Raw genomic sequence first — 12,230 nt, 5'->3', positions numbered from 1 at the left:
GGCTCCTGAAAAATTAGAAAGTCTTGGAGAGCGTCAGAATCAGACGCGCCTTGTTCACATCGCCGAAGTAGGCCTTCTTGTTGGCGCCAGTCACCGCTGCACCTGCAGAGAAGCCGTCGCCCAGGTCATAGGCACCACCGACGCTGTAGTCCACATAGTTGGGAACGCCCAGGTCCTTGATGTCGCTGGAGAAATGGGTGTAACCAACTGATGCTTTCAGTGTCACCTTGGGCATCACTTCCTGGCTGTAGGAGAACTGCAGATAACCGGTGTTGCGGCCCTTGAGACCCGAGCCCGCCTTGGCGCCGGCCCAGCCGAAGTAGTCCTTGGACACCGTGTGCGAGTACTTGGCCGTGAACGGGCCGTAGGTGCCGGAGCCGTAGATCTCGGTGGTGTTGCCGTTGGCGTTGCCCGAGTACACATAGGTCAGCATGCCCACATCCCAGTCCACATCGGCGGCCTTGAACTTGTAGCCGCCGTAGAAGTCGGTTTCCAGCGAGTTGCCGGGCAGCCAGTCCACGGAGGAGTTCCAGTTGCCGACGTAGAAGCCGCTGTCGCCGAACGTGTAGTCAAAACCGCCTTGCAGCGCGGGCTTGACGGCCTTGCTGCGGCTGGCGTCCTGATCCTGACCACGGAACTTGTAGTTGGTGGTCAGGGCAACGTTGGCGGAGAGCTGGGCATGGGCCCACATGGGGGCGACAACGGCGCAGGCCAGGGCGGCAGTCTTGGCGAAAGTCTTGAAACGGCTTGCAGCGGGACTAGGCATTCAGGGTTCCTCCGGTTTGAAAATTTCGTGGCAAAAATCTCGGATGAACTCTCAAAGCACAGACCGTGCCAGTCTCTGCGGCGGCTGCGGCACGGTTCGTTGTCCAAGGCCCCAGAACAGGCAGCGGGCCATAGCTGCCCGGTACAAAAAGCTACGAGTTTTCACAATCACTGAGCGCAACTTTCGCCACCCGGTTTGCGGCCTGAACCGAATGCACCAGGATGGTGCGTTTTTGCAATGCACCGCCATGGCCCGGTTTTTATCCGGTTTTTTGCACCAAACAGGTGATTTGAAAGTGAGTGCGTGCTCTTTGCTTGAGCGCGGACACAAAAAAGCCCATCGCCTGTGCGATGGGCTTGCAGGCAGCGCTCAGCTCAGAAGCTGGCCTGCGGCAGGTCTGCCTTGGTGAACACCAGCGAGACCTTGGCTTCCTCGGGAATCGGCGGCAGCTCCTGATTCCAGTGCTCCCAGGCGCTGCGCAGCTCGGCCAGTTTCCGGGGCTCGCGATCACGCAGATTGGCGCGCTCGCGCGGGTCGCTGGCGATGTTGAACAGGTATTCGATGCCCTCGATCTGCAGATATTTCCAGTCGCCGCGTATCAAGGCCTTTTGCTCGCGGTGCTTCATGCGCCAGGCCAGGTCGCGTTCGGGCATCCAGCTTTGATCCTGCATCAGGGGCAGCAGGCTGATGCCGTCCAGCGGATAGTCGGCATGCGCGTCCACGCCCGCTGCAGCCAGGAAGGTGGCCGACCAGTCCATGGTCAGGCTGGGCGTGTCGCAGACGGCGCCGGCCGTCATGCGCGCCGGCCAGCGTGCCAGCAAAGGCACGCGGATGCCGCCTTCAAGCAGGTCCATCTTCTGGCCCACGAAAGGCCAGGTATTGGAGAAGCGCTCGCCGCCGTTGTCGCTGGTGAAGACGATGAGCGTGTTCTCGCTCAGGCCGTTCTCCTCCAGCGCGTCCAGCAGCCAGCCTATGCCTTCGTCCATGTGATGGATCATGCGCTGGTAGGTGTCGATGGAGCCGCCGTCGATATGCTTGCCCATGCCTTGCAGGCGCTCGGATTCGGCGCGGTCCTCGCGCGTCAGCCAGGGCCAGTGCGGGGCGCTGTAGTGCAGCGAGAGGTAGAAGGGCTGCTCGGCGCTCTGGCGCTTGACGAAGTCCACCGCGCGGCGGCTCAGCAGATCGGTGAGGTAGCCGTCTTCGGTGTGCGGCTCCTCGTTGGTCCAGAAGTCGGGGCGCCCGCGCGGGTCGCAGTGGGCGAAGTAGTCGGCGCCGCCGGCATGAAAGCCGTAGAACTCCTCGTAGCCCGACAGGCGCGGGCCGAAATGCGGGGGGTAGCCCAGATGCCATTTGCCGACCAGGGCCGTGGCGTAGCCGGCATCGCGCAGCAGCGAGGCCACCGTGGGGTGATCGGGCGGCAGGCCCAGCACCTTGTCGCCATGCACGCTGGCGATGGGTTCCTCGGCCGCACCGCGCAGGCGGTACTGCCAGCGGCCCGTGGCCAGCGCAAAGCGCGTGGGCGAGCACACCGAGGAGTTGGAGTAGCCGCGCGTGAAGCGCAGGCCCTGGGCGGCCATGGCGTCCAGGCGCGGCGAGACGTCGGTGGCGTTGTTGTGCGCATCGCGCGCACCGGTGCAGCCCAGGTCGGCATAGCCGAGGTCATCGGCCAGGATGAAGATCAGATTGGGGCGGGAGTCGGTCATGGGAGATCGGGGAACATTCAAAAACAGGAGCTTCTATCTCTTGTTATGCAAGGATTCTGGATAGATTTGATGCTGAAAATGTTTGGTGGAAAGCGATAGATGCTCCTCAAATATTATGGCTTGAAGCCCGAGCGCTGCACCACCGGCGCCCATTGAGCGCGGTAGGCCTTGAGCATTTTTTCCGTGTCCTGCGCGCTGCTGACCACGGGCACCAGGTTGGAGGCGGCGAACTTGTGCTGCGTGTCGGCTTCCTTCATCACCTCCTGCACCAGTTGGGACAGGCGCTGCACCGTGGCCGGCGCCATGCTCTGCGGCGCGAACAAGGTGTTCCAGCCCGTGCCGACCAGGTTCACGCCCAGCTCCTTGAGCGTGGGAATGCCGGGTGCCATGGTGCTGCGGCGCTCGCCCGAGGTGGCCAGCACGCGCAGTTTGCCTGCTTCGTGCTGGGCGATCTGGGTGTCGAAAGTGTCCACGGCGATGGGGACCTGCCCGCCCATCAGGTCGGTGAGCAGCGGACCCGAGCCCTTGTAGCCCACGACCTCGACGGGCACCTTGGCGGTCTCGCCCAGCATCAGCGCAAAAAAGTGCGGCAGGCTGCCCGTGGCCGGCACACCGAAATTGGCCTGCTGCGGATTGGCCTTGAGCCAGGCCAGCAGATGCGGCAGCTCCTTCACGGGCACGGCGCTGGCCACGGCCAGACCGAACTCGTAGCGGTTGACCTCGCTGATGGGGCGGAAGTCCTTTTCCGGCTCGTAGCCGGAGTCCGGGAACACCAGCGGCGCGACCACCATCACGGCGGGATTGGCCAGCAGCACGGCGGGCTGAGATGCGGGCGCGTTCTTCACGTACTGGGCCGACAGGCGGCCGCCCGCGCCGGGCTTGTTTTCCACGATCACCGGACTGCCGAGGCGGGCCTGCAGCCGGTCGGCCACGATGCGTGCCACGCGGTCGGTGGCACCGCCGGGCGGATAGCCGACCACCATGCGCAGCGGTGTCTTGCTGGGAAACAGGGCATGGCTCTCCTGGGCCTGCAGCGCGCCGCCGCCCAGCAAGCCTGCGCTCAGGCCGAGCCCCGCCGCGAGCTTGCCGAAGATTCTTCTTTGCATCGTCATGTCTCTCCTGGTCTGTGGTCCGCGCCGGTACCGGCTCGCGAATTCACACCATTAATGATTGGAAACCGGGCAGTGTAGGTGGGCTCCGGCACCGGCCTGAAATGCTCAGATGGCCGGCGCCCGTGCCCGAGGCATCAATCGGGTTTCAGATTGATCTTGCGGGTCAGCGCTTCCCATTTGTCGGAGATCTCGTGCACCCTGGCCTGGGCCTGCTCGGGGCTGCTGCCCACCATTTCGATATCCACGGCCTTGACCAGCTCCTGCTGCTGCGGCGAGCGGATGGCGGCATCCATGGCTGCGAGAAAGCGCTTCTGGATCTCGGCAGGAACGCCCTTGGGGGCGGCGAGCAACAGCCAGTAAGTGCCGTCGAAATCGGGGTAGCCCGACTCGGCAATCGTGGGCAATGTCGGCAGCAGCGGCGAGCGCGTGCGGCCCGAGGTGGCCAGGGCGGTGACGCGACCGCTCTGTATCTGTGGCAGCACCGTGGGTGCCGCCAGGAAGCCGCAGTTCACCTGGCCGCCCATGAGGTCCTGCATGGCCGGTGCCGGCCCCTTGTAGGGCACGTGCACCATTTTCACGCCGGTGCTGGACAGCAGGGACTCCATGACCAGATGACCGGGCGAGCCCGCGCCACCCGTGGCATAGGTCAGCTCGCGCGATTTGGCGGCCTCCAGCATGTCCTTGACGGACTTGAAGCCGAGGCCGGGGTTGCAGATCAGGGTCTGCGAAAACCTGGCGGCGGCGTTGAGCACCACGATGGCATCGCTGGAGTAGCCGATGTTCTTGTAGATATGCTTGTTGACGGTGAGCACCGGGTCCATGGCCCACAGCCAGGTGTAGCCGTCGGCCGGGGCTCGGGCGACCTCGGCCGCACCGATATTGCCATTGGCACCGGCCCGGTTTTCCACGATCACGGCTTGACCTAGCGCCTTTTGCACGGCCGCCGCCAGCGGGCGCACGGCGATGTCGGAAGGGCCGGCTGGCGGCGTGGGAACGATGATGCGTATGGGCTTGGCGGGCCAGTTGTCGGCAGCATGGGATGCCGTCAGAAGCGCGGCGGCCGCCAGCCCGGCCAGAGTGCGGCGGGCGATACGGGTGCAAGGCATGGTGTCTCCTGTCGTTTTCTTTGGAGCCACTGTAAGCAGTGACTCGATAATGGATCTAATCCATCATTCCTAGAGAAAACCCACAAAGACCCATGACCAAGGCGCAGCGCCACCCCTGGCGGCAGCCGTCCGAGCTGGACGATCTGTTCCTCTACCATCTGGCCCGCCTGATGAGTTCGGCAGGAACCATGGTGGTGCGCCTGTGCGAGGGCGGCTTCGGCATCACCCGGCGCGAGTGGCGCATGATCGGCCTGCTGGCCACCAAGGGCGCCATGCAGCCGTCCCAGCTCGCAGAGCTGGCGCAGCTCGATCGCACGCGCACCTCGCGCACCATCTCCACGCTGATTGCCAAGGGACTGCTGCACAAGCAGGGCATGGCCGGCGACGGGCGCCAGGCCATGGTGCAGCTGACGGACGCCGGGCTGGCGCTGCACACCCAGCTGTTTCCGCAGATACAGGCGATCAACCAGGAGCTGCTCGGCGACGTCAGCGATGCCGAGCTTGAGGTGCTGTCCCAGGTGTTCGAGCGCGTGCGCAATCGGGCGGCGCTCATGCAGGAGCAGGGCAGCTTTCCCAAGGCCGAGCGCCGCCGTGGCCGGGCCGCGGGCAAACAGCCGGCCCGTGACGACGCCGCCGGCTGACGGCCTGTGCACACCCCTATTGCCTGTTTGAGCCGCCCGCGCATACGCTAGGCCCTACAGTCCGGCTTGAAGGGGAGGAGCGTGATGGGTCTGGCACTGGTTCAAAGTCGTGCACTGCTGGGCTTGCAGGCACCGGCTGTCACGGTGGAGGTCCATCTGGCCAACGGACTGCCTTCGTTCACCCTGGTGGGTCTGGCGGATGTGGAGGTCAAGGAGGCCCGCGAGCGCGTGCGCGCAGCCATCGTCAATGCAGGGCTGGAGTTCCCGAACAACCAGCGCATCACGGTCAATCTGGCTCCGGCGGATCTGCCCAAGGACTCAGGCCGCTTTGACCTGCCGATAGCGCTGGGCATTCTGGCGGCCAGCGGGCAGATCGATGCACGGCGGCTCGCCGATTATGAGTTTGCAGGAGAGCTGTCGCTGACCGGTGCCCTGCGCCCGGTACGCGGCGCCCTGGCTACTGCGCTGGCCCTGCAGCGTCAGCAACAGCGCGTGCGGCTGGTGCTGCCGCCAGACAGTGCGCTGGAGGCCGCCTTTGTGCCGGCCATCGAAGTCTTCGGCGCCGCGCATCTGCTGGATGTGGTCAGACAGTTCATCGCGCATGACAGCACCCTGTCGGAGCATGGCGATGGCGTGGAGGGCTGGCAGCGGGTGCACTCCAGACCTGCTGACGCCTCTTTGCCGTCGCTGGATCTGCGCGAGGTGCGCGGCCAGATGCAGGCCAAGCGCGCGCTTGAAATTGCAGCTGCCGGCGCGCATGGTGTGCTGATGATCGGCCCTCCGGGCTCGGGGAAATCCATGCTGGCCCAGCGCTTTGCGGGTTTGCTGCCGGGCATGACCGATGAGGAAGCGCTCGAAGCCGCCGCCATTGCCAGCCTCAGCGGTCGTTTCACGCCGCAGCTGTGGCGTCAGCGGCCGTTTGCCGCTCCCCATCACACGGCCAGTTCCATCGCCTTGGTCGGCGGCGGCTCTCCGCCCCGGCCCGGCGAAATCTCCTATGCCCATTGCGGTGCGCTTTTCCTGGATGAGCTGCCCGAGTTCGCGCGCAGCGCTCTGGAAGCCCTGCGCGAGCCGCTGGAGACCGGGCGCATCACCATCGTGCGGGCCGTGCAGAGGGCGGAGTTTCCGGCCCGTTTCCAGCTGGTGGCAGCCATGAACCCCTGTCCCTGCGGCTTCTGGGGGTCGCGCATCAGGGCCTGCCGCTGCTCGCCCGATCAGGTGGCCCGCTATCAGGCACGCATCAGCGGTCCCTTGTTGGACCGTATCGATCTGCATGTGGAGGTGGCGGCACTGTCGCCCGAGGAGTTGCTGGCAGCGCCCGAAGGGGAGAGCAGCGCTGCCGTGCAGCAACGCGTGAGCGCGGCCAGGGACAAGGCCTTGCAGCGCCAGGGCCTGCCCAATCATCAGTTGCAAGGGGCACAGCTCGACACGCATCTGCAGCTGGAGCCCGAGGCGCTGACCTTTGCCCACAAGGCTGCAGCGCGCCTTGGCTGGTCGGCGCGCGGCACGCACCGGGCGTTGAAGGTGGCGCGAACCATTGCCGATCTGGCGGACTCGGATGCCATCACGCAAACCCATCTGGCCGAGGCATTGCAGTACCGCCGCGCTCTGATGCAGCCGTGATGTCCTGCCGCTCTCAGGCGGCAAGAGCCAGCGCCACGGGCTGTGCCCGTGTGGCCTGCGGATTGACGCCCAGTACCTGCGCAAATGCATGCAGTGCCGGCGACCAGCCTTGTACGGCAGCGGTCACAAAACAGGTGTCGACAAAGGCCAGCTCCTGTCCGCTCCTGCCGGGCAGAGTCATCCAGTGCACGCCAAAGCGCTGCTGCTGGGCTTCGACCAGAGAGCGCGACAGCAGCGCATAGCCCATGCCGGCAGCCACGCAGCCGAGGATGGTGTCCAGCATGCCCAGCTCCATGATGCGTATCGCCGTCACACCCATAGAGGCCATCAGCAGCTCGATCCGCTGGCGGTAGCTGCAGCCCTGGCGAAAGGCCAGAAACACGGAGCTGCTGAACTCTGCGGCGGTGGGGAAGCGCGTCAGCGGCTGTCCGCTGACCAGCACCAGCTCTTCACGAAATACCGGCCAGGATTGCAGCTCGTTTTGTGGTGCGGCACCGTTGATGAAGGCACAGTCGATGCGACCGGCCGCCAGCTCCATCAGCAATGCGGCGCTGGGCTGGGCGTCCAGCTCCAGGTCGATACCCGGATGCTGCCTGCGCAACTCGGCCAGCAGTGGCGGCAGACGCAGTGCGGCCGTGGTTTCCATCGAGCCTATGCGCAAGGCTCCCTTGACCTGGCCGGCTGCAAATTGCCGGGCTTGCAGCATGGCCAGCACTTGGTCATGCGACTGCAGCATCTGCCGCGCAGATTCCAGCAGCGTACGTCCGGCCGGAGTCGGAAAGACCGGGTTGGCCCGCATCAGCAATTGCACGCCTGCTTCGTCCTCGAGCTTTTTGATATGGGCCGTGACATTGGATTGCACGGTGTGCAGAAGCTGGGCTGCGGCACCAAAGCTGCCGCTTTCGCAGACGGCTTCGAACATGCGCAGGGATTTGAGTTGCATATGCGGCTCCAATATCTCGAATTGAGATGCAAGTCATCATTTTGAATCATTGGACATGATCGGGTCGCAGCGTTTAGGCTTGATGCCAATTTCCCCTCCATAACCCGAGCTGTGATCGAACGCAAAGAACTTCCCCTGCTGTTGACCGGCTTCATGGCCACCCTGAGCGGCGTCGGCCTGGCCCGTTTCGCCTATACCGCGCTGATGCCGCAGATGGTGCATGCGGGCTGGTTCAGCGGCGAGCAGGTGGCTTATCTGGGCGCCGCCAATCTGCTCGGCTATCTGATCGGGGCTTTGGTCGCCGCGCCGCTGGCCGAGCGCATGGGCGCGCTGCGCGTGCTGGTGATCTGCTGGGTGGCCGTGATGCTGAGCTTTGCAGGCTGCAGCCTGCCCCAGCCCATGGCCCTGTTCTTTGTCTGGCGGCTGGTCTCGGGTATTGCCGGTGCCGCGCTGATGGTGCTGGGCCCGTCGGTGGCCATGGCTGCAGCAGCGCCGCAGCGCCGTGCCACGCTGGGCCCGCTGATGTTCTGCGGCATTGGCGTGGGCGCCTTGCTGGCCGCCACCCTGGTGCCCATGTTTGCGCGCAGCAGCCTGAGTGCCGTCTGGTGGGCGTTGACGGCGCTGTCTGCGCTGGCGCTTTACAGCGGCCGGCATGCTGCGCGCCAGATCCCGCTGCATGCACCGGTGGCGATCCAGCCCACGGCGGTCGCAGCCTCCAGCACAACGCTGTGGAGCCTGGCGGTGATTCTGGTGCTGGTCGCCTATGCCTGCGACGCCTTCGGCTTTGTGCCGCACACCGTGTTCTGGGTGGACTACCTGGATCGCGAGCTGCAGCTGGGCGGCGCCTATGCCTCGACGCAATGGGCATTCTTCGGGCTTGGCGCGATGGTCGGGCCGCTGTGTGCGGCCTACTGTGCCACGCGCTGGGGCTGGTGGGGTACGACCACGGGCGCCTATGCCCTCAAGGCCGTGGCCATCGGCCTGCCGCTGGCCTGGGCCGGTTTCGGTGGCCATGCGCTGTCGGGCTTTCTGGTGGGGGCGCTGTCGCCTGGCATGGCTGCCATCACCTCGGGCTATCTGATGCAGCTGATCGGCCCCGGCCAGCACAAGAAAATGTGGGGCTACGCCACGGCTGCATTTGCGCTGCTGCAGGCCAGCTCCGGCTATCTGATGGCATTTGTCTACGCCAGCAGCGGCAGCTATCGCCAGCTGTTCGTGCTGGGCTGCGCAGCGCTGGGCCTGGGGGCGCTGCTGGTGGCCTCAAGCCGCCTGGCCCGCACTGCGCAATGATCAGGATCGAGATGTGACAACCGGGAGACGCGCGATGAGCAAACTACCTTTGTGGATGACAGGCCTGGGTCTGCAGCATCCCATCATTCAGGCCCCGATGGCCGGGACCTCGACCCCGCAGCTGGCGGCTGCCGTGAGCAATGCATACGCCCTGGGCTCTATCGGCATAGGCGCCTACGGCCTCGAGCATGCGCGCCAGCACATCGAACAGACGCGTGCGCTGACCAACCGCCCCTTCAACGTCAACCTCTTTTGTCACCGTGCGCCGGTAGCAGATGCGGAGCGCGAAGCGCAGTGGCTGCGCTATCTTGCGCCGGAGTTCGAGCGCTACGGCGCGTCCGTGCCGTCTGGCCTGCGCTGCATCTACGAGTCCGCGCTGGGCAATGAGCGGTTGCAGGCCATGCTGCTGGAGCTGCGCCCCGCCGTGGTGAGCTTTCATTTCGGCCTGCCGGAGCAGAGTTTTGTCGATGCCTTGCGCGCCGCCGGCATCACCACGCTGGCCTGCGCCACCAGTCTCGATGAGGCGCGCCAGATCGAGCAGGCCGGGGTGGATGTGATCGTGGCCCAGGGCATGGAGGCGGGCGGCCATCGCGGCGCTTTCGTGCCCGAGCAGGACACTCTGATGGGGACTTTGGCGCTGGTGCGGCTGCTGGCGCGCGAGTCCCGCCTGCCCGTGGTCGCCGCAGGCGGCATCATGGACGGCGCAGGCATTGCTGCCGCTTTGCAGTTGGGAGCCTGTGCCGTGCAGATGGGCACGGCCTTCATCCTCTGCCCCGAATCCGCAGCCAGCCAGGCCTACCGCGCCGAGCTGCAAAGCGACAGCGCGCAGCACACGGCCATCACCGCCGCCATTTCCGGACGCCCTGCGCGCGGCATGTTCAACCGTCTGCACCAGCTGGGACGAGACTATGCGGGAGCGCTGCCCGCCTATCCCATGGTGTATGACGCAGGCAAGGCGCTGCACCAGGTAGCCAGCGCGCAAGGCAGCAGCGACTATGCCGCACACTGGGCCGGCCAGGGCGCACCGCTGGCTCGCGCCATGCCAGCGGCCGAACTCGTGCGCACACTGGCGCAGGAGCTGGAGCAGGCGGAGCACGCCTGACCGGGTTTGAGCGGATATGCGGTGAGTCAGGAGTCATCATCTGATTTGATAGCTGTCATCGCTTGTAATGCATCAGATCTGGATTGTTTTTGCCAAGATTTGAATACTGAATTGCGATGACTGCTATGGTTTTAGCTATTGCAGCGAATGACCGATGCATCCTTTGAAGCGAACAGACGTCGCACCGCATCGGCACGCCGCGTCAGCACCGCGCGCTGGTTGACGTAACCTTTGTCGGTGATCTCTCCGGCCTCTGCGTCCGGCGGATCGGCCAGCACCAGCGCGCAGCTGGGGCTTTGCGAGCTGCCCGCGCCTGCGTCGCGCTGCTCGTGCATCACGCGGCGCAGTGCCTGTGCCAGGGTTTCGGGGGCGGCAGCACCTGCGGGCGTGGCAAATACCAGCAGGCCCAGCTCGTCACGGTCGTGGCCTGCGATGACGATGTCCTGCACCCAGGGCGCCAGGCGCGACACCAGTTCCACGCGCAGCGTTCCCACCGAGACCCAGGTGCCGCTGGAGAGCTTGAAGTCCTCGGCCACGCGGCCGTTGAAGATCACGCCGCGCTCGGGCCGCTGCTCGTCCACGACGAAGCCTGCGTCGCCGATGCGGTAATAACCTTCCTCGTCGAAAGCCGCTGCAGTTTCGCGCGGTGCGTCGCGGTAGCCGGGGAAAACCGACACGCCCTTCACGCGCATTTCCTGCTTGTTGCCGTTGGGTACGAACTTGAGCTCCAGCCCGGGCAGTGGCGCACCTATGCAGCCTGCGCTGTCAAGCTGCCAGTGGGCCGAGGTGATCGCGGGCGAGGTCTCGGTGCAGCCCCAGGACGTGGTCAGCCACAGGGGGCGGCCCGGGCGCACGCGCTGGGCCACCGCCTCCAGCCGCTTCCAGGTCGAGGGGGCCAGCGCCGCAGCCGCATAGAAGGCCAGGCGAAGGCGCGAGAGCATGTCCGCCGCCAGCGCGTCGTCGGCCTCCATCAGCGGCAGCACCATGTCGAAGCCGCGCGGCACGTTGAACCACAGCGTGGGGCGGACTTCGCGCAGATTGCGCACCGTCTTCTCGATCAGACCCGGTGCGGGCCGGCCCTCGTCGATGTAGAGCGTGCCGCCGTGCGCCAGTACCAGATGCAGGTTGTGGTTGCCGCCGAAGGTGTGGCTCCAGGGAAGCCAGTCCACGAGCACGGGCTTTTCCTGCTCCAGGAAGCGCCAGGTCTGCGCCATTTGCTGCTGGTTGGCGCACAGCATGCGGTGCGTGTTGATGACCACCTTGGGCGTGCCTGTGGAGCCCGAGGTCAGCAGGTATTTGGCATGCGTGTCGGGCGCGATGGCCTCGTATGCAGTGCGCACGGCGGCCGTCTCGGGTCTGGCCATGAGCGCCTCGAAATCCAGCCCGCCAGGCCAGTGCGGTGCATGTGCGCTGAAGACGCAGGGCGCGCGGGTTTTGCAGGCCGCCAGCGCCGGTCCGTACAGGCGCGCGTCCGATGCGTAGATCAGCGCGGGCTGCAGCACCTGGAGCATCTGGCGCAGCCGCCCGAAGTCGCGCGCCGTGCGCGAGTAGGCACTGGACAGCGAGCAGGCTGCCCGGCCCACGTGCATGGCGGCCAGCATCAGCACCGCGTGATCGATGGCGTTGTCCGACAGGATGACCACAGGGCCGGGGGGCAGATCCAGGTCCAGCAGCCCCTGGGCCGTGCGTCCCACGGCCTCGCGCAGCTCGCCCCAGCTCAGCATGCGCCAGCCGCTGCCGTCGGGCGTGCGCTCGGCCAGGGCCGGCGCCTCGGGGGTTTCGCGCGCCCAGCGTTCCAGCCACTCGCCCACGCAACGTGCATAGGGCTTGAGGGCCACGGGCGATCGCAGCACGAAGCTGCCGTCGTCGAGATCGATGCGCAGGCTGCGCGGCGGGGCGACCTGCTGCGGGTCGGACAGGAAGTCTATGGCTTGCATGGGTACT

At 65.8% G+C, this 12,230-nt stretch carries 10 protein-coding genes; 4 read left to right on the top strand and 6 right to left on the bottom strand.

Translation table 11 applies throughout. The features are described 5' to 3' along the window. Positions 1-13 precede the first annotated feature (13 nt). The 4 genes from ACWGXF_RS04915 to ACWGXF_RS04900 form a co-directional block, all read right to left on the bottom strand. Positions 14-766, bottom strand: coding sequence for a TorF family putative porin (locus ACWGXF_RS04915; protein ID WP_052088458.1), 753 nt, complete (start codon positions 764-766; stop codon positions 14-16). A 374-nt stretch (positions 767-1,140) separates the two neighbouring features. After that, on the bottom strand, positions 1,141-2,469 hold the full coding sequence (locus tag ACWGXF_RS04910) for a sulfatase family protein (RefSeq protein ID WP_034382803.1): 1,329 nt from the start codon (positions 2,467-2,469) through the stop codon (positions 1,141-1,143). 113 nt (positions 2,470-2,582) lie between these two features. Next, the gene (locus ACWGXF_RS04905; RefSeq protein WP_034382804.1) at positions 2,583-3,575 is read right to left on the bottom strand and encodes a Bug family tripartite tricarboxylate transporter substrate binding protein; all 993 of its coding nucleotides are present in this window, start codon (positions 3,573-3,575) and stop codon (positions 2,583-2,585) included. Between the two features lie 140 nt (positions 3,576-3,715). Next, positions 3,716-4,687 (bottom strand): tripartite tricarboxylate transporter substrate binding protein, encoded by a 972-nt coding sequence (locus ACWGXF_RS04900; RefSeq protein WP_452101722.1) that lies wholly within the window; start codon positions 4,685-4,687, stop codon positions 3,716-3,718. A 92-nt stretch (positions 4,688-4,779) separates the two neighbouring features. Between ACWGXF_RS04900 and ACWGXF_RS04895 the strand changes: the two genes are divergently transcribed. Together ACWGXF_RS04895 and ACWGXF_RS04890 are read left to right on the top strand one after the other, a co-directional pair. Then, entirely contained in the window at positions 4,780-5,328 is a 549-nt protein-coding gene (locus ACWGXF_RS04895; RefSeq protein WP_039049409.1) for a MarR family winged helix-turn-helix transcriptional regulator, read from the top strand. Between the two features lie 84 nt (positions 5,329-5,412). Continuing rightward, positions 5,413-6,951, top strand: coding sequence for a YifB family Mg chelatase-like AAA ATPase (locus ACWGXF_RS04890; RefSeq protein ID WP_256629542.1), 1,539 nt, complete (start codon positions 5,413-5,415; stop codon positions 6,949-6,951). Between the two features lie 13 nt (positions 6,952-6,964). Here the strand turns inward: ACWGXF_RS04890 and ACWGXF_RS04885 are convergent, their stop codons facing one another. Next, positions 6,965-7,894 (bottom strand): LysR substrate-binding domain-containing protein, encoded by a 930-nt coding sequence (locus ACWGXF_RS04885; protein ID WP_256629544.1) that lies wholly within the window; start codon positions 7,892-7,894, stop codon positions 6,965-6,967. Between the two features lie 111 nt (positions 7,895-8,005). On the opposite strand from ACWGXF_RS04885, the gene ACWGXF_RS04880 reads away from it, so the two are divergent. Beyond that, positions 8,006-9,184 (top strand): YbfB/YjiJ family MFS transporter, encoded by a 1,179-nt coding sequence (locus ACWGXF_RS04880; protein ID WP_256629546.1) that lies wholly within the window; start codon positions 8,006-8,008, stop codon positions 9,182-9,184. A 34-nt stretch (positions 9,185-9,218) separates the two neighbouring features. Next, positions 9,219-10,286: an NAD(P)H-dependent flavin oxidoreductase gene (locus tag ACWGXF_RS04875; RefSeq protein ID WP_452101721.1), complete on the top strand. Its 1,068-nt coding sequence runs from the start codon at positions 9,219-9,221 to the stop codon at positions 10,284-10,286. Between the two features lie 131 nt (positions 10,287-10,417). Here ACWGXF_RS04875 and ACWGXF_RS04870 read toward each other — a convergent pair whose 3' ends face one another. Then, positions 10,418-12,223, bottom strand: coding sequence for a feruloyl-CoA synthase (locus ACWGXF_RS04870; RefSeq protein WP_452101720.1), 1,806 nt, complete (start codon positions 12,221-12,223; stop codon positions 10,418-10,420). Positions 12,224-12,230 lie beyond the last annotated feature (7 nt).

It is taken from the genome of Comamonas sp. HJ-2 (assembly GCF_053615495.1).
This window is presented reverse-complemented; position numbering and strand designations above follow the sequence as displayed.